This window comes from Mycobacteriales bacterium (genome assembly GCA_035550055.1).
GTDB lineage: Bacteria > Actinomycetota > Actinomycetes > JAFAQI01 > JAFAQI01 > DASZTV01.
Genome location: DASZRO010000072.1, coordinates 1 through 21,249 on the forward strand (window position 1 = coordinate 1; position 21,249 = coordinate 21,249).

A 21,249-nucleotide genomic window follows, 5' to 3' on the forward strand; every position below is an offset into this window, starting at 1 on the left:
GCCCCCATCGCATACAGCGGGAACTGCGGGCCGGGCACATTCGTGACGATGACGTTGAACAGCCGGCGAGACAGGCCGGCACCGAGCCGAGCCGCGGCGGAGTGGATCGTCGGCGGCGCGAACCCGGTCAGTCTCACCAACGCATCGGCGCCGACCGCCGAGCCGGAATCCTTGTGCGCCTTCATCGCGAAGCTCACCTGGTGCAGCCGCACGACAGCACTCGGCTCGCCGACCGGCAGGTCCACGAAGTACGACGACACCCGGTTGCCCAGCGCGCCGTTCTCACTGTCGCCACGGACGCTGACCGGGACCATCGCGCGCACCGTCGTACTCGGCACGACCGACTCGCCGCGGGTGAGAAGCCAGGCGCGCAGGGCACCCGCCACCGTCGCCAGTACGACGTCGTTCACGGTCCCGCCGTGGGTCTTGCGAATCCGCTTGTAGTCATCCAGCGACGTCGACGCCATGCCGAAGCGCCGCTGCTCCCCGATCGTCGCGTTGAGCGGGCTGTCCGGGGCCGAGCGCAGTGAGGTCTTGGCCACCGATGCGATCCCGCCGAGCGCCCCCAGGGCGCGGCCCGCCACGGCCCGCGCGTCGCCGAGACCGCTACGAGCCGTGTCGATCGCGACGGTCGGTCGGCGCAACGTGTCGGTCACGGCGCCGAGCAGCAGACCCACGCGACTCGGCTCGGGCGCCGGCACCCAGTGGTCCTCGGGCGTCGGTTCCGGAGTGCGCGTCACGTCCAGGAGGACGGTGCCGATGTCGACGGCGCTGATCCCGTCGACCATCGCGTGATGGGTCTTGGTGATGATCGCGAACCGGCCGTCGGCCAGACCCTCGACGAGGTAGATCTCCCACAGCGGCCGGGAGCGGTCGAGCGGCCGGGCCTGCAGCCGTCCGACGAGCTGGCGCAGCTGGTCGTCGTTGCCCGGCTTCGGCAGCGCGCTGCGCCGCACGTGGTAGGTGATGTCGAAGTCCTCGTCGTCGACCCACACCGGGTTCGCGAGGTGGCCCGGCACCCACCGGATCTTCTGCCGGTATCGCGGCACCAATGAGATCCGTCGGGCGACGAGATCGCAGAACGCCTCGTAGTCGAACGGCTCGCCGTCCGGGGGCGTGAACCGCGCCACGCTGCCGACGTGCATCGCCGTCGTCGGCGACTCCAGGTACAGAAAGGAGGCGTCGAGAGCGGAGAGGCGCTGCGTCATCCGAGAAGCCCGTTCACATCAACAGTGTTTCAGGCACGGGGAGTTCTACGCCTACGACGGTCAGCCGCGCAGGCTCAGGCCGAGCAACGCCTCGAGCTGGTCGAGCGTCTCCTGAGGGGTGACGTGATGGATGCCGAGCATCCCGACCTCAGCCGCACCCTGGATGTTCGGGGCCAAATCGTCCACGAACACGCACTCCTGCGGCTGCAGGCCGAGCCGCTGCGCGACCAGGTGGTAGATCCGCGCCTCGGGCTTGCGCATGCCGACCTCGCCGGAGATGACGATGACGTCGAAGAGCTCGTCCCACCCTTCGCGCGGATAGGTGTTGCCCCACGAGTTCGACAGCAACGCCGTCGACAGCCCGGCCGCCTTCGCGTGCTTCAATGCCTCGGCCATGATCGGCTCCTCGCCGAACCCCGAGAACATCCGGGTGAGCAGACCCTCGCCTTCGACCGGACGGCCATCAACCGTCTTCAGCCGTTTCGCGAGCTCCCGCTCGAAGTCAGGGACCTCGATCTCGCCGCGTTCCAACGCGTGGACCGGGCTTTCCTGCGCGTCCTCGCCGTACGACGTGCCGAGCCAGTCGCGCATCGCGTCGCGGAAGCTGTCCGGGTCGATGCCGTCGCCGTCGACGAAGGAGCTCATCGAGTTGATCAGCGGCGAGGTCAGCACACCGCCGTAGTCGAAGATCACGCCTTTGAGGTCGGCCACGCACCGACACTAGGGCTTGCGGCTGGCCACCAAGCAATCGAGGTCTGGCGGCTCAGCGCCGCGTGAGACCGAGCCCGCTCGCAGCGTCCGCAAGGCGATCGTCGAACGTCGCGATCTCACCGGCAGCTGTTTCGGCGGCCAGCAGGACACCACAGTCGGGAAGCCGAAGGCCCGTCTCCGCTCGCAGCTGCGCAAGCCGAACGGGCGCATCATCGCCGAGCGGAATGCGGAGTAACACCGCTGGGCCAGGTGATACACCACGCGCAGCGACCTCGACCTGCGGCCTCGTCAGGGCGCGCAGCTCGGCGAGGCCGTGGGAGTCGGTGATGGGGTGCCGAGGATCGCCTGCTCCGCCTGGTCGGCTTGCGCGAGCGGCACCAGGTCGCGGAACCTCGGGCCGATGTCGACCTCGAGCACGTTGTTGCCTGTCACCTCATCGAGGGTCGCGCCGTCGAACTGCGCCGCGAGGAGCTGAGCCCACTCGGACAGGTCTGCGGAGTAGTCGATCGTGGCGACCCCCTTGCCGCGGAACAGGGTGTTGCCTACCGAGGCGATCTTGAAGTCACGTCGCCGCAGCTGCTTGGCGACGTCGCCCGCCAACCCGGTCGTGAGCGTGGCGTTCTTCACGACGAGCTTCGCCTGCTCGGTGACCGGTGTCGACTGCGTGGGCGCCGGGCATGGCGGCAGGGCCTTCGGCGCGCTGGTGGAGTCACCGAACACCTGCCGGTAGCCGAAGTAGCCACCGCCGGCGACGACCACGATGGCGACGAGCACCGCGCTGCGGCGGCGCCAGTTGCGGCGCTTGCGACGTGGCGACAGGTCGCCACGTCCGAGGATCGTCACGGGACCCGATGGTAGAGAATGCGGGCCATGGACTTTGCCCTGTCGGCCGCGGCCGAGGACTACGCCAAGCGCCTCAACGACTTCATGGACTCCCATGTCTATCCGGCCGAGGCGGTGTACCGGCAGCAGCGCGCAGCACTCGTCGCCGAGGGCCGCGGGCACTTCGTCCCCCCGGTCGTCGAAGACCTCAAGGTCGAGGCGCGAAACCGTGGGCTGTGGAACCTCTTCCTGCCGGCCGAGTCAGGGCTGACCAACGTCGAGTACGCCCACCTCGCCGAGATCACCGGGCACTCGCCGCACCTCGCGCCGGAGGCACTGAACTGCGCGGCACCCGACACCGGCAACATGGAGGTGCTGCACCTGTTCGGCACGCCCGAGCAGAAGGAGCGCTGGCTGCGGCCGCTTCTCGACGGCGAGATCCGTTCCGCTTTCGCGATGACCGAGCCGGCCGTCGCCTCGTCGGACGCGACGAACATCTCCACCGAGATCAAGCGCGCCGGTGACGAGTACGTCATCAACGGCCGCAAGTGGTGGATCAGCGGCTCGGCCGACCCGCGGTGCGCGGTGATGATCGTCATGGGCAAGACCGACCCGGACGGGCCGGCGCACGCGCAGCAGTCGATGATCCTCGTCCCGATGGACACTCCGGGCGTGACCGTCGTACGCCCGCTGCCGGTGTTCGGCTACTGGGACCAGCACGGCCACTGTGAGATCAGCTTCGACAACGTCCGCGTGCCGGCGTCCAACCTGATCTCCGAAGAGGGGGCCGGCTTCGCGATCGCGCAGGCCCGGCTCGGCCCGGGCCGGATCCACCACTGCATGCGCGCGGTGGGAATGGCCGAACACGCCCTCGACCTGATGTGCAAGCGCGCGGCCTCCCGGGTCGCGTTCGGCAAGCCGATCGCGCAGCAGGGCACCGTCCAGGCCGCTGTCGCAGAGTCCCGGATGGCGATCGAGCAGGCCCGCCTGCTGACCCTGAAGACCGCCTGGCTGATCGACACCGTCGGCGCCAAGGGAGCGCGCACCGAAGTCGCGGCGATCAAGGTGATCGCGCCGCGGGTGGCGTGCGAGGTCATCGATCGCGCGATCCAGGTTCACGGCGGTGGCGGCGTGAGCGATGACTTCCCGCTCGCCGAGATGTACGCCCACGCCCGGACGCTGCGCATCGCCGACGGCCCGGACGAGGTGCACATCAGGTCGGTGGCACGCCAGCAGCTCGGTCCCTACCTGCAGAGGTAGGGCACAGCTGCGGGATTGGCCATTGACTGGCCCGACCCGCAACCCGCAGTCTCCTCGCCCGGTCAACCCCGAGGAGATCGCAGTGCGAGACGGTACGAACATCGGCGCGACGGTACTGCTGCTGCGCAAGGCGCCGCGGCTCGATGGACCCTTCGACGACGAGCCCGGCGGGCGGTCCCACGTCGCGACGGTGCACGGCAGCCTGGCCCTCGCGTTCGCCCAGTCGACCGCAGCAGCCCTGCCGTTACGGCTGGTGCCCCCGGCCGGTGGCGCGCCGCCGGCGCACGACACGGTCGCCCTGCCGGCGGCGCCGCTGCCCGACCCGCGCCCCGTGATCGGGCCCCTCACCCACGCGATCGCCGAGGTACTGACCGGCCTGCGGCCGCCGCAGCAGCTCTCCGAGGTCGCGACGCTGGAGGTGCTCACCTGGCTGGAACGCAACGCGAGGTGGCACTCGCCACGTGACGCCGGCTCGCTGCGGCGTCCCCCGGCACCGCCGCCGCGACCCCGGGTTCGCCGGGTGCGGGTGTGCGAGCCACGTCGCGGTGTGCTGGAGGTCGCCGCCGCCGTGGAGGTCGGCTCGCGGGTCCGCGCGATGGCGCTGCGCTTGCAAGTCGGCAGGCAGAGCGCGTTCTACAGCGCCGAGCAGGGCCCGCTGAGGTGGCGCTGCACGGCAGTCCGCGTCGGCTGAGCGTTTCGGCGCTGTCCGCTCGCTGCCAGTGCCTGTCGTGGCCGCGACAATTCGCGCATCTGCTCTGGCGGCGGCGCGTTCAAGATCTTTATCGTCCGCCCGCTTTCGACCAGCGGGAGGGAACTGAAATGCAGCTGACACTTGCCGGGCGAGTCGACGTCGCTGACGCGCCGGCTCCGGCCGAACGACCCAAGCTCCGGCTCGTCCCGGCGCTGCCGGAGCCGCCGAAGCTCTACGACGTCTCACGGCGGATCTCACGCAGCGACCCGCGACGAGTCGCCGAGAGCTTCGCCCGGGGCGTCGCGGAGGTCATGGCCCGGTGCCGGCCGGTCGACCAGCTCCGCGAGCTCGCGTCTTGGGAGGTCGTGCGGATCATCGAACGCGCCGCGACCCGCCAGCGGCGCGACCCGCGACGAGCGGCGCTGCACCCGCGGCTGCGCTCCGTGCACCTCGCGGCGCCGTGCGACGGCGTCGTCGAGGCATGCGCGGTCGTCGACGGCGGACGCCGGACGCACGCGATGGCGTTCCGGCTGGAGCGTTACGAGAACACCTGGCGCGCGACCGTCGTACAGCTGGGCTGACGCGACGCCGGCTACGCGCTCTGGTTGGTCGGCGCGCCGTGGCAGCGCTTGTACTTGCGTCCCGAGCCGCACGGACACGGCGCGTTGCGCGACGCGTTGGCGAACCCGCCGCCGTTACTGCCGGCCGCCGGCTCCGAACGCCGCTCGACACCCCCGGCGCCGTCGACGCTCGGCGCGCTGTACTGCAGGTTCGCCGCCGGCGCATGGCTCGGCGCGCCGATGGCCTTGCCGATGACGTCGGCAACCGACTGGTGCTCGACGGAGGGCGCAGCCGCCGGCGCCACGACGGCCGCAGCCTCGCCGGCTTCGGCGTCGTCGGGCAACGGCGCGGCGGGCTCGCCGCCGTCGTCGGCGGCGTCGGCGCCCTCCGGCTGGGCGGCGAGCTGCTCGACATTGACCTGGACGTAGTAGAGGAAGCCGACGGCCTCTTCCTTGATGCCGTCCATCATCGCGGTGAACATGTCGAAGGCCTCGCGCTGGTACTCGATCAGCGGGTCGCGCTGGCCGTACCCGCGCAGGCCGATGCCCTCCTGGAGGTAGTCCATCTCGTAGAGGTGCTCACGCCACTTGCGGTCGAGCACCTCGAGCAGGACCCGCCGTTCGAGCTCGCGCAGGATCGGCTCGCCGTCGGGCCCGTTGCCCAGCTCGGCCTCACGCCGGTCGTAGGCCGCCTGCGCGTCAGCGCACAGCTCGTCGACGAGGTATTCGGAGGACAGCCCGCCACCCGACCGCTCGTCGAGCTCCTCGACCGTCACGCCGATCGGGTAGAGCTGCTTGAGCCCCGACCACAACGCGTCCAGGTCCCAGTCCTCGGCGTAGCCGGCGCTGGTGGCGCCCTGGACGTACGCCGTGATGACGTCGTCGATCATGTGGCGGATCTGCTCGTGCAGGTCCTCGCCGGACAGCACGCGCCGGCGCTCGTCGTAGATGACGGTGCGCTGCTTGTTGAGCACCTCGTCGTACTTCAGGACGTTCTTGCGGATCTCGAAGTTCTGCTGCTCGATCTGGGTCTGCGCGGAGCGAATCGAGCGCGACACCATCTTCGACTCGATCGGGATGTCCTCGGGCAGGTTCAGCCGATCCATGATCGCTTCGACCATGTGCGCGTTGAACAGCTGCATGAGGTCGTCGCCGAGCGAGAGGTAGAAGCGTGACTCGCCGGGGTCGCCCTGGCGACCCGACCGGCCGCGCAACTGGTTGTCGATGCGCCGCGAGTCGTGTCGCTCGGTGCCCAGCACGTACAGGCCACCGAGACCGACGACCTCTTCGTGCTCGGCGGCGACGGCCTGCTTGGAGCCCTCCAGCGCCGCCGACCAGGCGGCCTCGAACTCCTCGGGCGTCTCGACCGGCGTCAGCCCGCGGCGGGCGAGCTCAGCAGTGGCCAGCACCTCCGGGTTGCCGCCGAGCATGATGTCGGTGCCTCGCCCGGCCATGTTCGTCGCGACCGTGACCGCGCCCTTGCGGCCCGCCTGGGCGACGATCGCCGCTTCCTTCTCGTGGAACTTCGCGTTCAGCACCTCGTGGGGTACGCCGCGGCGCAGCAGCAGCCCGGACAGGTGCTCGCTCTTCTCGACGCTGGTCGTGCCGACCAGGATCGGCTGCCCCTTCTCGTGGCGCTCGGCGATGTCCTCGACGACGGCGGCCCACTTGGCGTCCTCGGTCTTGTAGACGATGTCCGCGGCGTCGATGCGGATCATCTCCCGGTTGGTCGGGATCGGCACCACGCCGAGCTTGTAGACCTGGTCGAACTCGGCGGCCTCGGTCGCGGCCGTGCCGGTCATGCCGCCGAGCTTGTCGTAGAGCCGGAAGTAGTTCTGCAGCGTGATCGTCGCGAGGGTCTGGTTCTCCTGCTTGATCTCGACGCCTTCCTTGGCCTCGATCGCCTGGTGCATTCCCTCGTTGTAACGGCGGCCGTGCAGGATACGACCGGTGAACTCGTCGACGATGAGGACCTCGCCGTTCATGACGACGTAGTCCTTGTCGCGCTTGAACAGCTCCTTGGCCTTCAACGCGTTGTTGAGATAGCCGACGAGCGGGGTGTTGACCGCCTCGTAGAGGTTCTCGATGCCGAGCTCGTCCTCGACCCGCTCCACCGCCGACTCGAGGACACTCATCGTGCGCTTGCCCTCGTCGCACTCGTAGTCCTCGTCGCGCTTCAACCGGGCAGCGATCCGGGCGAACTCGACGTACCACTTGGCGTTGTGCTCGGCCGGGCCGCTGATGATCAGCGGGGTGCGTGCCTCGTCGATGAGGATGGAGTCGACCTCGTCGACGATCGCGTAGTTGTGGCCGCGCTGGACCAGGTCGGCCGGCGTCCACGCCATGTTGTCGCGCAGGTAGTCGAACCCGAACTCGTTGTTGGTGCCGTAGGTGACGTCGCACGCGTAGGCCTCGCGGCGGACGGCGGGCGTCTGCTGCGCGAGGATCACCCCGACCGACAGGCCGAGGAAGCGATGGATGCGGCCCATCCACTCGGCGTCGCGCTTGGCGAGGTAGTCGTTGGTCGTGACGACGTGCACACCCTTGCCCGACAGCGCGTTGAGGTAGGCGGCGAGGACGCCGGTGAGGGTCTTGCCCTCGCCGGTGCGCATCTCGGCGATGTTGCCCAGGTGCATCGCCGCCGCGCCCATCAGCTGGACGTGGAACGGGCGCTGCCCCAACGTCCGGGTCGCCGCCTCCCGCACGACGGCGAACGCCTCAGCAGCCAGGTCGTCGAGCGTCTCGCCCTCGGCGTACCGCTGCTTGAACTGCGCGGTCTGCGCCCGCAGCTCGTCGTCGGACATCGCTTCGAAGTCTTCGGCGAGCAACTCGACCTGGGATGCGATCGCCTCGAGCTTGCGCAGGATCTTCGTCTCGCCGGCGCGCATGATCCGGTCGAACACGGCCAAGGGGCGGCTCTCCAGACACGTCGACAGCAGTTCGCGCGGCCCGTTCGGGCAGCGTGAATCAGTCTACGGCCGCTTTTCCGACCTGCGATCCGAGCCATTCCGCAAACGTCTGGGTGCCTCGCGGGCCGGGCCCGTCCGGCAGCAGCCCGCCGCCCGCGAGCGCCTTGCCCATCCTGCCGGGCACCCGAAATCCCACGACCGGGCGTCGATTGCCCCGTGCTCGCCAGACCAGGCGCACCAGGTCCGGCATGTCGTGGACCTGCGGGCCGGCCAGGTCCGGAGCCCGTCCCATCGGCGCTGCGGCCGCGATCTGCGCCAGCGCCTGCCCCGCCTCGCGTGCGGCGATCGGCTGGCTTCGCATCCGTGGCACGGTCATCACCGGAACGAGCGCTGCGGGCGCTTTCGGGAGCCGGTCGATCAGCTGGCCGGGGAACTCGTGGAACTGCGTCGCGCGCAGGATCGTGAACGGCACCGGCCCGGCCGCCACGAGCTCCTCCTGACGGCGCTTGCCGAAGTAATAGCCGAGGTCGACCCGATCACAACCCACGATCGACAGCGTCACGAGATGCCCGACCCCCGCCTTCGCGGCGGCTGTGATCAGGTTGGTGGTCGCCGCCTCGAAGAAGGCCACCGACTTCGCCTTCGCGCTCGCCGCGACATTGCCGACGTCGACGATGACCTCGGCGCCGACGAGCGCCGCGTCGAGCCCGGTCCCGGCGGCGACGTCGACGCCGGTCGAGCGCGCGATGACCGCCGGCTCGTGACCGCTGTCCCGGAGTGCCTCGACGACATGACGCCCGACCACCCCGGTCCCGCCTACGACCGCGACCCGCACCCGATCCTCATCCCCACCAGAACGAGGCGGCAATCACGGCGTACAGCCCGCACAGCGCCGCGCCCTCGAGCCACTCGTACTCGCCGTCGATGATCACGAAGCTCACCGCCAGAACCGAGGCGACCACCGTCGAGACCAACAGCGGCGGGAAAGCGAGGGTGAAGGTGGCGCCGCCGATGAGCGGTGAGGCGATCACGAGCACCGGGGCCAGCACCAGCGCGATCTGCAGCGGCGAGTTGAGGATCACCGACAGGGCGTGGTCGGCGCGACCGCGAGCGGCGAGCTGGATGCCGACGACGTTCTCCACCGCGTTGCCGGCGATGGCGACGATCACCAGGCCCGCGAACGCCTGGCTGATGTGCAACGAGGTCAGCGACGGCTGGAGGGCGGCGACGAACCAGTCCGAGACGACGGCAGCCAGGACGCCGGTGACGGCCAGGGCGGCAATCGCGACCGGGACCGGCCAAACCTGGCCCGGCGACTCGGCGTCGGCCGCCTCACTCTCGCCCCGACGCAACGATGACGGCACCGACATCGCGAAGACCGCGAGCAGGACCACCGAGGCGACGACCGACAGCGCATGCTCGTGTCGTCCGGCGGGGCTGCCGACGTAGGAGGCGAGGCTCGGCACCAGCATCGCGGCGACCGCGAGAATCATCAGTGCGATCAGCGTGCGAGCCCGGTTCGCGTCGAAGGACTGCCGACCATGGCGAAGGCCGCCGACGACGAACGCCAGTCCCAGTACGAGTAGGACGTTGGACAGGATCGAGCCGATGATCGCGGCCTCGACGACCTTCACGAGATGGTCGCGCAGCGCGAAGATGCACACGAAGAGCTCGGGCAGGTTCCCCAGCGCGCTCTGCACCACTCCCGTCGCTCCCGAGCCGAGCCGGTCGGCGACCTGCTCGACACTTCGGCCCACGAGCGCCGCCAGCGCGGCGAGCGCCAAGCCGGAGACGACGAACGTCGCGACGTGCGCCGAGTGCGCGTAGTGCAGGACTGCGGCGACGACAGTGAACGCGGCCGCCGCGCCGACCACGAGGCGGTCTGATCGGGTCAGCACTGCCGGTCAGGTGATCTCGAGCAGCTTCTCGCGCACGGCGTAGACGACGGCTTCCATCCGCGAGTGCAGCTGCAGCTTCTCGAGGATGTTGCGGATGTGGTTCTTCACCGTGTTCTCGCTGATGAACAGCTCCTTGGCGATGTCGCGGTTGTTCATGCCTTTCGCGACGAGCCGGAGCACCTCCATCTCGCGATCGGTCAGCCGAGGGACCGGAACCTGCTGACGGTCCTCGCCGCGCTTGATCATCGAGGCGAACTCGTTGAGCAGCTTCGATGCCATCGACGGCGAGATCAGCGACTGGCCGCCGTGGACCGCCCGGATCGCGGAGGCGACCTCGTCGATCGGGATCTCCTTGAGCAGGTAGCCCATCGCGCCGGCCTTGATCGCGTCGTAGAGGTCGGCCTCCTCGTCGCTGATCGTCAGCATGATGATCTTGGCGCTCGGCACCGCGTCCTTGATCGCGACGCAGGCGTCGATGCCGCCCCGCTTGGGCATCCGGACGTCCATGAGTACGACGTCGGGAGTGAACTCGATCGACTTCTCCACCGCATCGGCGCCGTCCTCGGCCTCGCCGACGACATCGATGTCAGGCTCGGAGCCGAGCACCATCTCCAGTCCCCGGCGGAACAGCGCGTGGTCGTCGACCACCAGCACCCGGATCGGGTCGCCATCCCCCGGCGGCAGCTGCCCGAGCGAGCCGCTGTCGGTCATGTCGGTCACTGTGCCCGCCCCATCCAATCGAGGTCGCGAGACCGCGGGAGCGCGGCTAGTTGCTCATGATCGCACGGTCCGTGCGCAGCAACGCCGAGGTCGCGTTCGCCACGGACTGCGGCGTACGCGTGCCGTGGTGAACGCGCTTGCGGTCGGCGGCCCGCCGCATCTGGTGATCCAGCTTGTCGGCGGCGAGCTCGAGTGCGGCGAACACGTCGGCCGCGCCGGCCACTGCCCGCAGCACGGCGCCTCTGGTGCGGCAGGTCAGCTCGATGCGCACCCGCTGGGCGGGTTGGCGAGGACTTCGTTCCTGGCGGATGTCCACCTCGACCCGGTCACACTTGCCGTCGAGCTTCGCCAGCCGCTCCAACCTGACCTGCGCGTTGTTGCGGAACCGTCCGCCGACGCTGGTGTTGTGTGCCCTGACGACGACATCCATCTGGGGACCTCCTCAGGTTGTGCGGCATTCCCACCATGCCACTCGACTGCGATCCCGGCCAGCACTCGGCGCGGTACCCGCTAGCCGCGGCGCCGGGTGGCGGCGACCGCCGCGGCAGCCGTGACGTGCACCTGCCCCGCAGCGAGCGCTCTACTCGCCTCGCACAGGGTCGCTCCGGTCGTCACGAGGTCATCGACCACCACCACCGTGAGCGGGCGCAGCACCGTTGCCGCCCACGGTCGGACGACGAACGCGCCGCGCAGGTTCAGCGCTCGTTGGGTCGCCGACAGTCCCGCGGAGTCGGCAACGAGGCGGGCGTGGCCGAGGGCCGGCACGACCTGTGCCGGCGTCCGGCCGCGCCGCAGCGCCCGCGCAGCGCGCCGGGCGAGCAGCGCGACGACGTCGTCGCCGCGCTGGCGGACGGCAGCGGCGCTCGACGGGACCGGCACGAGCGCCACAGGTCCCTCGCGACCGCTCAACGACTCACGCACCGCGTCCGCGAGCGCCACCGCCAGTGTGTCGGCGAGGCCGGCGAGGCCGCGCTCCTTGAAGCCGAGCAGCAGCTGCCGGACCGAGCCGTCGTAGGAGGCGACCACCCACAGCGGCGGGAGGCCGGCCGGGCTCGGCGTCGGACGGTGCGGGCGAGCCCGCTCCTCGAGGGGTGCGCGGCAACGCCGACAGGCCGAAGCCCCGGGCTCGCCGCACGAGGCGCAGCGCGGCGGGCAGAGCAGGTCCAGCAGCGACATCCGGCCAACCTGCCGGCGACACCGCTGCTGCGTCGCAGCGGCGGCGATCTGTGGCTATGACCGCTATCCGGCGTACGACGGGGAAACCCCGGCCGAGACCCGCTCCCAGCGATGGCCGACGAGCCGCCAGGTCCCGGCGGCACCGCTGGCGAGGACCGGTCGACCTGGCGCCGCTGCGACCTCGGCCACGTCCGCCGGCAGCCCTGGCCCCGACAGGTCCACGACCGTGTAGCCGTCGACGCTGGTCTCGACCACCCGGCGACCCGAGCCGTGCGGATCGGACGCCGTCGCGACCAGCTCGTCTGCGTCGGCCCACGCGACCCCGGCGACGTCGAACGAGCTCGGCAGCACCACTCGCGACGCCCCGACCGAGAGCCGGTCATGCCGCTCGGCGATCGTGGCGACTCGCAGCTGCGGCGAGCTGCCGCCGACGACGAACGCCAGCCGGGTGCCGTCACGCGACACGGCGAGAGACCGGATCGGCTGGCCCGCCAGTGCGGGCGGCAGCCGCACCGGGCGCAGCACCCCGTTGAGGCTCACGGCGTAGACCTTGCCCGGCGCGGTCGCGACCAGGGTCTGCCCGTCCGGGGTGAAGCAGGGCACCGTCACCGTGGGCGCGTGCAGGCGCGGCAACAGCGGGCCGGCAGCGTCACCGGTCAGCAGCTCGAAGCCGCCCGCGGTGCGCCGCAGCGCCGCGACCAACGTGCCGTCGGCGCTTCGCGCCACACCCGCCAAGTGCGGGGTGCGCAGCGCCTGCGGCACGACGGCGTCGAGTCCGGTCACCGTGCCGGCATGCACGACCAGCGCGCCGGGGGTCGACGGGGGCGCGCTCGGGTCGAACTGCGGCCACGACCGAACCGGCTGCAGGCTCGGAGCCTCATGCGTCGACAGCGATGCACCGGTGGCGAGCAACCGCACCGCGCTCACCGACGGGATCTGACGCAACGTCCACACGATCTGCGCCGAGAGCCGCACCAGGTCCGCCGGACTGATCTGACGAACCCCGGCCGAGAGGTCGACCTCGGCAACCCCGTCGGCGCTGATCGGCACGTTGCCGACCAGCGTGGTGCCGCGCGGCACCGCGGTCCGGACCCCAGCGGCCAGCAGCGGGTCCGGGCCGGCGAGCAACGCGCGCATCAGGGTCGTCGCCAGACCCGGCTCCTCCGGCGGCTCGAGCACCGGCTCCGGTACGACGCGGTCGCCGTCGGGGGTGAGGAAGTACAGCGACGCCGGCTGCAGGACCTCCTCGACGTCCACGGCCGACAGCAGCGCGCCGGGGGCGAGGCTCGCGATCCGCCACTCTCCGCCGACCCGGGTGAGGGTGAAGGTGCGCCGCAACGTGCCGGACACGACCCGGTAGACCCCACCCGGGCCGATCCGCCCCACCCGCCGGGCGCGCAGGTCGACGTGACGCGCGTCGACCCTGCTGATGACGGGCGGGTCGGCGTAGACGGTGATCGTCGACGTGGCGCTCCATGACGCGCTGCCGCCGAGGTAGGACCGCGCGACGGCGTACCCGTTGTCGCTGTCCACCATCGCGTTGAGGAAGCCGGCCACCAGCTCGACGGGGGTGGCCGACGGCTGAGGTAACGCCGGCACCTCGTGCACCGCCGCGCCGTCCACGCCCTGGCCGGCAGCCGGCACCGGGTCGCCGAGGTGGACGGCTGAGGAGTCGGGCACCCCGGCACATGCCGCGGCCCCCGCGGCGAGGCCGACCGCGACCAGCCCGGTCAGCCAGGTTCGCGATCTCATCGGGCGATCGGGGCGGCCGGCGGCGCGAGCTCGTCGGTGGCGTCGTCCGGTTCGAGCGGCAGCGGCGAGGCGACGATCGTCCCGCCGGCCTGCCAGGGCAAGGTCATCCGGAACACCGACCCCCGATCCGGCTCCCCCCACGCCTGCAGCCAACCGCCATGCAGCCGCACGTCCTCGAGCGCGATGGACAACCCGAGGCCGGTGCCGCCGGTGGTCCGCGCGCGGGCCGGGTCGGCGCGCCAGAACCTGCCGAAGACCAGCGACGCGTCACCCGGCCGCAACCCGACCCCACGGTCGCGGACGGTGACCGCGACCCCACCGTCGTCGGCCCGCAGCCGGACCGTGACCGGCCGCCCTTCACCGTGCTCGAGTGCGTTGGTGACCAGGTTGCGCAGCACCCGGTCGATGCGCCGGGCGTCGACGTCGACGACGACCGGCTCGGCCGGAAGGTCGGCCTCGATCGGCGCCTGGCGCCGATCCGACAGCGGCGTCGCCAGCGCGATCACCCGGCTCACGAGCTGCACCAGGTCGATCGGCTCCGCCTCGAGCAGCGCGGCGCCGGCGTCGTACCGGCTGATCTCGAGCAGGTCCGCCAGCAGCGACTCGAAGCGGTCCAGCTGTGCCTGGAGCAGCTCGGAGGATCGGGTGAGCTCCGGCGGGAGCGCGTCGCTCGAGTCGTGCAGCACGTCGGCGGCCATGCGGATCGTGGTGATGGGCGTGCGCAGCTCGTGGGAGACGTCGGCGACGAACCGGCGCTGCAACCGGGACATCTCGCGCAGCTGGGAGATCTGTTGTTGAAGGGTGTCCGCCATCCGGTTGAAAGAGGCCGCCAGCGTGGCCAGGTCGTCCTCGCCGCGGATCTGCATCCGCTCCTTGAGCCGGCCGGCGGCCAGCCGTTCCGCGGTGGCCGCCGCCTGCCGGACGGGCCGCACGACCTCCCGGGTCACCACGGCGGCGATGCCGACCAGCAGCAGGACCAGGGCGGCGCCGGCGAACAGCATCGTGCGTTCGACGAGCCGAAGCGTCGCGGCTTCGCGATTGAGCGGGAACAGGTAGTAGAGCTGGTAGCGCACGGCGCCCGCCTGCACCGGCGCGCCGATCGCCAGGCCCGCGCCGTGGGAGGAGCCACTGCGCAGGCGCACGTACGCCCACGCCTCGCGTCCGGACTTCGCGACGGCCGTGCGCAGGCTCGCCGGGATGCTGAGCACGGCATCCTCAGGCCCGTACGACGCAAGACCGCCGTTGGCCGCAAGCATCACGACGTCGTAGTCGCCCTGCTCACCGGACAGCTGGGTGACCACGGCGTACGCGGTCCGCTCGACGGCGTTGGGGTTGTCGTCCGGCAACGCGAGGAACTGGTCACGCGCCCGCTCGACCCCGGTGCCGAGCTCGCTCTGCGCCGCCCGCGTGGCCGAACCGAGCAGCCCGCTGCGGACCTGGTGCAAGATCGTCGCGCCGATCCCGACGCTGACCGTGGCGGACAGGATCAGGGTGGTGGCGACGACGCGGGTCTGCAGCGACGCGCGCCAGCGATGGCGTACCGCCCGCCCCGCGGCCAGCGGTGTCGCCTTCACGTCGGTCCCGCCTTGTAACCCACCCCCCGGACGGTCACCACGATCTCCGGGTGCTCCGGATCGCGCTCGACCTTCGCTCGCAGCCGCTGGACGTGGACGTTCACCAGCCGGGTGTCGGCGACGTGGCGATAGCCCCACACCTGTTCGAGCAGCTGGTCGCGCGTGAAGACCAACCGCGGCTTGCGCGCGAGCGCCACGAGCAGGTCGAACTCGAGCGGGGTCAACGCGATCGGCTCACCCCCTCGACTGACCAGGTGACCGTTCACGTCGATGACCAGGTCGCCGATCTGCAGCGTCTCGCCGGTCTGGTCGGCCGGCTGGCGCAACCGCGCCCGGATCCGGGCCACCAGCTCCTTGGGCTTGAACGGCTTGACGATGTAGTCGTCGGCGCCGGAGTCCAAGCCGGTGACGACGTCCACGGTGTCGCCGCGAGCGGTCAGCATCACGATCGGTGTTGCGCTCTCCGCTCGGATCGCCCGGCAGACGTCGACGCCGTCCGTGCCCGGCAGCATCAGGTCGAGCAGCACCAGGTCCGGCTTGGTGGAGTGGAAGGCGCCCAGCGCCGCGTCGCCGTCGCCGACGAAGGAGGGTTCGAAGCCTTCGTTGCGCAAGACGATGCCGAGCATCTCGGACAACGCCGGGTCGTCATCGACGACCAGCACCTTTGCCCGCATCCCACCATCGTGGCATCGACGCCGCCGGTCCACAGATTCCCGACCGCACCCGCAGCAGCGCCCGGGCCGTCACTGCCAGAGCTGAGCCTGCTTGCATGCGGCCCACCCGAGCCACTGCCACCGTCGTGATCGACGAGTGGCGCGTCGTGGCGTACGCGTCACGCTCGCTGAGCGAGGACGAGGTACGCCGGGTGCGGCGTCGCGTCGAACGCAGCCTCGCCAGGGCGGCCCGACGGGCGACGCTCCGCCGGTCGCCGCGCGTCGACGTCGAGGTCGGTCAGTAGCGGTACGCGTCGCTCTTGTACGGGCCGTCCACCGGCACGCCGATGTAGTCCGCCTGCTCCTGGGTCAGCGTCGTCAGCTTCACGCCGAGCGCGTCCAGGTGCAGCCGGGCGACCTTCTCGTCGAGGTGCTTGGGCAGGACGTAGACGCCGACCGGGTACTCGTCGGTCTTGGTGAACAGCTCGACCTGGGCCAGCGTCTGGTTCGTGAAGGAGTTGCTCATGACGAACGACGGGTGACCGGTCGCGTTGCCGAGGTTCAGCAGCCGACCTTCGCTCAGCACGATGATCGAGTGACCGTCGGCGAAGAACCACTCGTCGACCTGCGGCTTGACGTTGACGCACTTCACGCCGGGCAGTGTCGCGAGGCCCGCCATGTCGATCTCGTTGTCGAAGTGGCCGATGTTGCCGACGATCGCGCCCTGCTTCATCCGCGCCATGTCCGAGGCCATGATGATGTTGAAGTTGCCGGTGGTCGTCACGAAGATGTCGGCGGTCTCGACGACGTCTTGCAGGGTGAGCACCTGGTAGCCGTCCATCGCCGCCTGCAGTGCGCAGATCGGGTCGATCTCGGTGACGATCACCCGGGCACCCTGGCCGCGAAGCGACTCCGCGCAGCCCTTGCCCACGTCGCCGTAGCCGCAGACCACCGCGACCTTGCCGCCGATGAGCACGTCCGTGCCGCGGTTGATGCCGTCGATGAGGGAGTGCCGGCAGCCGTACTTGTTGTCGAACTTCGACTTCGTGACCGAGTCGTTGACGTTGATCGCAGGGAACAGCAGCTCGCCACGCTCGTGCATCTGGTAGAGGCGGTGCACGCCCGTCGTGGTCTCCTCGGTGACGCCCTTGATCCCGCCCGAGATCTGCGTCCAGCGGGTCGGGTCCTCGGCGAGCGACTTGGTCAGCAGCCGGAGGATGACGGCGTACTCCTCGGAGTCGGCAGCCGACGGCTCCGGCACCGATCCGGCCTTTTCGAACTCGAGGCCCTTGTGCACGAGCAGCGTCGCGTCACCGCCGTCGTCGAGCAGCATGTTCGGCCCGCCGTCGGGCCACAGCAGCGCCTTCTCGGTGCAGTCCCAGTACTCCTCGAGGGTCTCGCCCTTCCACGCGAAGACCGGTACGCCGGCGGGTGCGTCGACGGTGCCGTTCGGACCGACGACGACCGCAGCCGCAGCGTGGTCCTGCGTCGAGAAGATGTTGCAGGAGGCCCAGCGCACCTCGGCGCCGAGCGCGACGAGCGTCTCGATCAGCACCGCGGTCTGGATCGTCATGTGCAGCGACCCGGTGATGCGGGCGCCGGCGAGCGGCTGCGCCGGGCCGTACTCGGCGCGCATCGCCATCAGGCCGGGCATCTCGTGCTCGGCGAGCGCGATCTCCTTGCGACCGAACTCGGCGAGGGACAGGTCGGCGACGCGGTAGTCCATCTCAGGGTGCTCCAGGGCTGTGGCGGGGAACGCGACGGTCGGTCGTGCTGGGCGTGCAGGTGCCAGGGTAGAGGGTGCGGGCGCGCTCAGCTGTGGGCCAACCGGGCCTTGAGATCGTCGATCGGCCCGATCGGCGTCGGATCGACGCCGATCGCCAGCGCCAGGTAGACGCTCGTGAAGTCGAGCAGCCCGATCAGCGAGGCGAGCCGCTCGATCGCGCTGTCGCCTTCGCCGCTCACCACCGACACGGCGACCCCGCGACTGGCGGCAACTTCGGCGGAGGCGTCGGCACGGGCGGCGGCGGCCCCGGACGCCGCGTCGTCGCGCAACAGGACCAGCCGCAACCGCAACGGGTCCTCGTCCTCCACCCGGTCGCGGAACAGGTCGTCGTCGGCGACGGCGCCCGCGAGCGCACCGTCGAGACTGACCGACTGGTTGTGGTGAGCCTCCGGCAGCGCACCCCACACGGCGGGCCACTTCGCGTTCTCGTTCAGCTGGCAGGCGCCGCGCAGGGCGGCGACCGCACCCACCTCGCCGCCTCCCCAGAACATCGGCAGTGAGCCGGCCAGCTCTGCAGCCAGCGCCTTCGCCGGGTTGACGAAGGACTCCCGGTCCGGTCGGCACACCTCGGCGATGGACTCCAGACGAAGCGCGGCCGCTTCGAGGTCGGCGTACGACGGGCCCAGGCCGAGCAACCCGAAGCGTTCGGCGACGACCAGCATCGGCACCGCAAGGGCCCACAGCGAGGCGCGAGGCGCGATCGCCGGGGTGACCGGGACGAACGCCCCGTGCTCGGAGCGGCAGTGCAGGTCCAACGGTGAGTCGGCGGTCCCGACACCGAGCAGCCGGGCGCCGCGGCGAGCCGCCTCGACGGCGCTGCTCAGCGTCTCCTCGGTGCGGCCAGAGCACGACACCGCCATGACGAGGTCGGCGGCGCCGACCCAGCCCGGCAGGCCGTAACCACGGTGCACCACGACCGGAATCGGCGCGGTGGCGGCGGTGAGCGTCGCGAGGACGTCTCCGGAGATGCCGGAGCCTCCCATCCCGGCCACGACGATCGCCCGCGGCCGCAGGTCGAGGCCGAGCGGGTCGAGCGAGGCCTCCGCGGCGGCGGCCAGCGACGCCCGGACCTGCGCGCCCGCCATCGCGGTGGCGCGCAGCATGTCCGAGCGGTCGAGGTCCGCCAGCGCCGCGAGGTCGTCGAGGCGGTCGAGCGCAAGGTCGCTCATGCGTCGGGCTTGCGAGCCTCGTCGACCAGCAGGACGGGGATGTCGTCGCGCACTGGATAGCCGTAGCCGCAACCGGTGCAGACCAGCTCGGCGGCGGCGTCGTCGACGCGCAGCTCGCCCCGGCAGTTCGGGCAGGCCAGGATCTCGAGCAGCGACGGGTCCAGATTCACGAGGCGAGACTAGTGCTCAGCCGAGCCGGGGCTAACGGCGGATGACGGAGAGCACCTCGTCACGCAACCGCGCCATCCCGGCCTCGTCGGGAGCCTCGACGTTGAGCCGGAGCAACGGCTCGGTGTTGGATGCCCGCACGTTGAACCAGCGGCCCTCGCCGACATCGACGGTGAGCCCGTCGAGCTCGTCGAGTTCGACACCCGGTTGCGCGCCGAAGGTGTCGCGCACCGCGGCGAGCGCGGCGGTCGGGTCGGCCACCTCGCTGTTGACCTCACCGGAGCCGACGTAGCGGCTGTAGTCCGCGAGCAGCGCGGACAGCGGACCCTCCGTCTGGCCGAGCGCCGCGAGGGTGTGCAGCGCAGCGAGCATCCCGGAGTCCGCCCCCCAGAAGTCCCGGAAGTAGAAGTGGCCGGAGTGCTCGCCGCCGAACACCGCGCCGGTCTCGGCCATCGTCGCCTTGATGAAGGAGTGGCCGACCCGGGTGCGCACCGGCGTACCGCCGCGCTCCCGCACGATCTCGGGCACCGCGCGGGAGGTGATCAGGTTGTGGATCACGGTCGCCGCAGGCTCCTTGCCGAGCTCGCGATCGGCGATCAACGCGGTGAGCACGGACGGCGAGACGATCTCGCCGCGCTCGTCGACCACGAAGCAGCGGTCCGCGTCACCGTCGAACGCCAGACCGATGTCGGCCCCGCGGGCGCGGACCTCCGCCTGGAGGTCGCGCAGGTTCGCCGGGTCGATCGGGTTCGCCTCGTGATGAGGGAAGCTGCCGTCGAGCTCGAAGTACATGCGGGTCAGCTCGATCGGGAGCTCGTCGAACACCTCGGGAACGGTCAGGCCGGCCATGCCGTTGCCGGCGTCGACGACCACCTTCAGCCGGCGGATCTCGCGAATGCCGGGAACCAGTCCGATCAGGTACGCCGCGTAGTCGGTGAGCAGGTTCTGCTCGGTGACGGTGCCGGGTGCCCGGTCGCCGGCCGGTACGCCCTGCTCGAGCATCCGTCGGATGTCGGCCAGACCACTGTCCTGGCCGACCGGCGCGGCGCCCGCGCGGCAGAGCTTGATGCCGTTGTAGCGGGCCGGGTTGTGGCTCGCGGTGAACATCGCCCCCGGGATGTCGAGGCTTCCTGACGCGAAGTAGAGCAAGTCGGTCGAGCCGAGGCCGGTCGCCACGACGTCGGCGCCCTGGGAGTTCGCACCCTCGGCGAATGCCGCCGCCAGCTCCGGCGAGCTGTCGCGCATGTCATGGGCGGTGACGACCCGGTCGGCCTCGAGCAGGCGCACGAAGGCCGCGCCGATGTCCCTGGCGATCGCGGCGTCGAGCTCGTCGGGGACGACGCCCCGCACGTCGTAGGCCTTGATGATCCGGTCGAGTGCGGCTGCCATCACTCGACGCTAGTAGGGCTCAGCGCTTCGCGGTGCGCTTCAGCACGTCGGCGAAGTCGAGCCGGCCAGTCGCGTCCCACCAGACCTTGTGCTCACAGGCGTGGCAGGACCGGAAGCTCACCGGGGTGCCGTCGGTCAGCGTCATCGCGAGGCTGGTCACCCGGTCACTGCCGCACGAGGCGCAGCTCTGCCCCATCCGGGCTCCGGGGCGGGTCAGCGAAGTGGCGTCGGCGAGGGTCATGCGGAAGGCCTCCAGGGGAAGATGCGACCCGACGTCCATCGGCGCTGCGCCCGGATACCTTGAGAAAACGGCGATTCCGCCACAAACCGGACAACCGCCCGGGTTGGGCTACGCCGTGGGCGGGATGACGCGCAAATGGCCGCGTCGGCCGAGCTCGGGAACCTCCGGGGCCTTGGTCACGACCGCCGCCGCGGGGCGGGCGGCCTCCCGGACCGCCTCGGCGAGCGCGGCGAGGTCGTCCTCGCCCGGCACCGCGGTCTCGGCGTCCACGTCGAGGCGGACCACCTCCCAGCCGCGCGGAGCGGTCAGCCGGTCGGCGTGGGCGTCGCAGAGGTCGTAGGAGTGCGGCTCGGCGTAGGTGGCGAGGGGGCCGACGACCGCCGTCGAGCTCGAGTAGGCATAGGTGAGCGTCGCGACCGCCGGGCGGCCGCATGCGGTCCGCGAACAGCGGCGCAGCGGGCTCACGCCGCGACGGTACCCGCCGAGGTGGCGCTCGGCCATCACCGACGGCGCGTCACGCGGTCGTGTCGCGAGGAGCGGACGAATCGCGCCGTTCGGGGTT

Annotated in this window: 23 protein-coding genes; 5 read left to right on the top strand and 18 right to left on the bottom strand. The window is 71.0% G+C overall.

What is annotated here, in order from left to right:
* Together VG899_10510 and VG899_10515 are read right to left on the bottom strand one after the other, a co-directional pair.
* Positions 1 to 1,208: wax ester/triacylglycerol synthase family O-acyltransferase (locus VG899_10510; GenBank protein ID HWA66785.1), on the bottom strand; the 1,208-nt coding region annotated here is incomplete at its 3' end.
* A gap of 60 nt (positions 1,209 to 1,268) precedes the next feature.
* A complete protein-coding gene (locus VG899_10515) occupies positions 1,269 to 1,919 on the bottom strand; it encodes an HAD family phosphatase (protein ID HWA66786.1) in 651 nt (216 codons plus the stop codon).
* 16 nt (positions 1,920 to 1,935) lie between these two features.
* On the opposite strand from VG899_10515, the gene VG899_10520 reads away from it, so the two are divergent.
* Entirely contained in the window at positions 1,936 to 2,154 is a 219-nt protein-coding gene (locus VG899_10520) for a hypothetical protein (GenBank protein HWA66787.1), read from the top strand.
* A gap of 53 nt (positions 2,155 to 2,207) precedes the next feature.
* Here VG899_10520 and VG899_10525 read toward each other — a convergent pair whose 3' ends face one another.
* A complete protein-coding gene (locus tag VG899_10525; GenBank protein ID HWA66788.1) occupies positions 2,208 to 2,762 on the bottom strand; it encodes a LytR C-terminal domain-containing protein in 555 nt (184 codons plus the stop codon).
* 27 nt (positions 2,763 to 2,789) lie between these two features.
* Between VG899_10525 and VG899_10530 the strand changes: the two genes are divergently transcribed.
* From VG899_10530 to VG899_10540, 3 genes are all read left to right on the top strand, one after another.
* A complete protein-coding gene (locus VG899_10530) occupies positions 2,790 to 4,001 on the top strand; it encodes an acyl-CoA dehydrogenase family protein (protein HWA66789.1) in 1,212 nt (403 codons plus the stop codon).
* A gap of 82 nt (positions 4,002 to 4,083) precedes the next feature.
* Complete coding sequence (locus tag VG899_10535; GenBank protein ID HWA66790.1) at positions 4,084 to 4,692, top strand: Rv3235 family protein; 609 nt, start codon at positions 4,084 to 4,086, stop codon at positions 4,690 to 4,692.
* 128 nt (positions 4,693 to 4,820) lie between these two features.
* Positions 4,821 to 5,273, top strand: coding sequence for an Rv3235 family protein (locus tag VG899_10540; protein ID HWA66791.1), 453 nt, complete (start codon positions 4,821 to 4,823; stop codon positions 5,271 to 5,273).
* An 11-nt stretch (positions 5,274 to 5,284) separates the two neighbouring features.
* On the opposite strand, the gene secA is transcribed toward VG899_10540, so the two are convergent.
* The 9 genes from secA to mtrA form a co-directional block, all read right to left on the bottom strand.
* Positions 5,285 to 8,155, bottom strand: a complete 2,871-nt coding sequence (gene secA, locus VG899_10545; GenBank protein HWA66792.1) for a preprotein translocase subunit SecA — start codon at positions 8,153 to 8,155, stop codon at positions 5,285 to 5,287.
* 64 nt (positions 8,156 to 8,219) lie between these two features.
* Positions 8,220 to 8,996: an NAD(P)H-binding protein gene (locus tag VG899_10550; protein ID HWA66793.1), complete on the bottom strand. Its 777-nt coding sequence runs from the start codon at positions 8,994 to 8,996 to the stop codon at positions 8,220 to 8,222.
* 7 nt (positions 8,997 to 9,003) lie between these two features.
* Positions 9,004 to 10,059, bottom strand: coding sequence for a calcium/proton exchanger (gene cax / locus VG899_10555; GenBank protein ID HWA66794.1), 1,056 nt, complete (start codon positions 10,057 to 10,059; stop codon positions 9,004 to 9,006).
* Positions 10,060 to 10,065: 6 nt separating this feature from the next.
* The gene (locus VG899_10560) at positions 10,066 to 10,770 is read right to left on the bottom strand and encodes a response regulator transcription factor (GenBank protein ID HWA66795.1); all 705 of its coding nucleotides are present in this window, start codon (positions 10,768 to 10,770) and stop codon (positions 10,066 to 10,068) included.
* A gap of 55 nt (positions 10,771 to 10,825) precedes the next feature.
* Entirely contained in the window at positions 10,826 to 11,209 is a 384-nt protein-coding gene (gene raiA / locus VG899_10565; GenBank protein ID HWA66796.1) for a ribosome-associated translation inhibitor RaiA, read from the bottom strand.
* An 80-nt stretch (positions 11,210 to 11,289) separates the two neighbouring features.
* The gene (locus VG899_10570; GenBank protein ID HWA66797.1) at positions 11,290 to 11,955 is read right to left on the bottom strand and encodes a ComF family protein; all 666 of its coding nucleotides are present in this window, start codon (positions 11,953 to 11,955) and stop codon (positions 11,290 to 11,292) included.
* A gap of 63 nt (positions 11,956 to 12,018) precedes the next feature.
* Positions 12,019 to 13,707 (bottom strand): LpqB family beta-propeller domain-containing protein, encoded by a 1,689-nt coding sequence (locus VG899_10575; GenBank protein ID HWA66798.1) that lies wholly within the window; start codon positions 13,705 to 13,707, stop codon positions 12,019 to 12,021.
* Positions 13,704 to 15,281 carry an MtrAB system histidine kinase MtrB gene (gene mtrB / locus VG899_10580; GenBank protein HWA66799.1) on the bottom strand — a complete coding sequence of 526 codons (1,578 nt, stop codon included), beginning with the start codon at positions 15,279 to 15,281 and terminating at the stop codon, positions 13,704 to 13,706. Before mtrB ends, VG899_10575 begins: the two co-directional genes overlap by 4 nt.
* On the bottom strand, positions 15,278 to 15,955 hold the full coding sequence (mtrA, locus tag VG899_10585; GenBank protein HWA66800.1) for an MtrAB system response regulator MtrA: 678 nt from the start codon (positions 15,953 to 15,955) through the stop codon (positions 15,278 to 15,280). Before mtrA ends, mtrB begins: the two co-directional genes overlap by 4 nt.
* 95 nt (positions 15,956 to 16,050) lie before the next feature.
* Here mtrA and VG899_10590 point away from each other — a divergent pair, with 95 nt between their 5' ends.
* Entirely contained in the window at positions 16,051 to 16,239 is a 189-nt protein-coding gene (locus tag VG899_10590; GenBank protein HWA66801.1) for a hypothetical protein, read from the top strand.
* On the opposite strand, the gene ahcY is transcribed toward VG899_10590, so the two are convergent.
* From ahcY to VG899_10620, 6 genes are all read right to left on the bottom strand, one after another.
* Positions 16,233 to 17,660, bottom strand: coding sequence for an adenosylhomocysteinase (gene ahcY, locus VG899_10595; GenBank protein ID HWA66802.1), 1,428 nt, complete (start codon positions 17,658 to 17,660; stop codon positions 16,233 to 16,235). The genes VG899_10590 and ahcY overlap by 7 nt on opposite strands.
* An 86-nt stretch (positions 17,661 to 17,746) precedes the next feature.
* Positions 17,747 to 18,889 carry an SIS domain-containing protein gene (locus VG899_10600; protein ID HWA66803.1) on the bottom strand — a complete coding sequence of 381 codons (1,143 nt, stop codon included), beginning with the start codon at positions 18,887 to 18,889 and terminating at the stop codon, positions 17,747 to 17,749.
* Positions 18,886 to 19,059 (bottom strand): Trm112 family protein, encoded by a 174-nt coding sequence (locus VG899_10605; protein ID HWA66804.1) that lies wholly within the window; start codon positions 19,057 to 19,059, stop codon positions 18,886 to 18,888. Before VG899_10605 ends, VG899_10600 begins: the two co-directional genes overlap by 4 nt.
* A 31-nt stretch (positions 19,060 to 19,090) precedes the next feature.
* Positions 19,091 to 20,446, bottom strand: a complete 1,356-nt coding sequence (locus VG899_10610) for a phosphomannomutase/phosphoglucomutase (protein ID HWA66805.1) — start codon at positions 20,444 to 20,446, stop codon at positions 19,091 to 19,093.
* A gap of 19 nt (positions 20,447 to 20,465) precedes the next feature.
* Positions 20,466 to 20,726 (bottom strand): hypothetical protein, encoded by a 261-nt coding sequence (locus tag VG899_10615; GenBank protein HWA66806.1) that lies wholly within the window; start codon positions 20,724 to 20,726, stop codon positions 20,466 to 20,468.
* Between the two features lie 69 nt (positions 20,727 to 20,795).
* Entirely contained in the window at positions 20,796 to 21,152 is a 357-nt protein-coding gene (locus VG899_10620; GenBank protein HWA66807.1) for a DUF3499 domain-containing protein, read from the bottom strand.
* Positions 21,153 to 21,249: the final 97 nt, after the last annotated feature.

Coding starts and splice junctions, on each gene's coding strand:
- VG899_10560 (HWA66795.1), bottom strand. CDS start 10,770: ATGACCGACAGCGGCTCGCTCGGGCAGCTGCCGCCGGGGGATGGCGAC.
- VG899_10570 (HWA66797.1), bottom strand. CDS start 11,955: ATGTCGCTGCTGGACCTGCTCTGCCCGCCGCGCTGCGCCTCGTGCGGC.
- VG899_10600 (HWA66803.1), bottom strand. CDS start 18,889: ATGAGCGACCTTGCGCTCGACCGCCTCGACGACCTCGCGGCGCTGGCG.
- VG899_10575 (HWA66798.1), bottom strand. CDS start 13,707: ATGAGATCGCGAACCTGGCTGACCGGGCTGGTCGCGGTCGGCCTCGCC.
- VG899_10590 (HWA66801.1), top strand. CDS start 16,051: ATGCGGCCCACCCGAGCCACTGCCACCGTCGTGATCGACGAGTGGCGC.
- VG899_10610 (HWA66805.1), bottom strand. CDS start 20,446: ATGGCAGCCGCACTCGACCGGATCATCAAGGCCTACGACGTGCGGGGC.
- mtrA (HWA66800.1), bottom strand. CDS start 15,955: ATGCGGGCAAAGGTGCTGGTCGTCGATGACGACCCGGCGTTGTCCGAG.
- ahcY (HWA66802.1), bottom strand. CDS start 17,660: ATGGACTACCGCGTCGCCGACCTGTCCCTCGCCGAGTTCGGTCGCAAG.
- VG899_10615 (HWA66806.1), bottom strand. CDS start 20,726: ATGGACGTCGGGTCGCATCTTCCCCTGGAGGCCTTCCGCATGACCCTC.
- VG899_10530 (HWA66789.1), top strand. CDS start 2,790: ATGGACTTTGCCCTGTCGGCCGCGGCCGAGGACTACGCCAAGCGCCTC.
- raiA (HWA66796.1), bottom strand. CDS start 11,209: ATGGATGTCGTCGTCAGGGCACACAACACCAGCGTCGGCGGACGGTTC.
- VG899_10540 (HWA66791.1), top strand. CDS start 4,821: ATGCAGCTGACACTTGCCGGGCGAGTCGACGTCGCTGACGCGCCGGCT.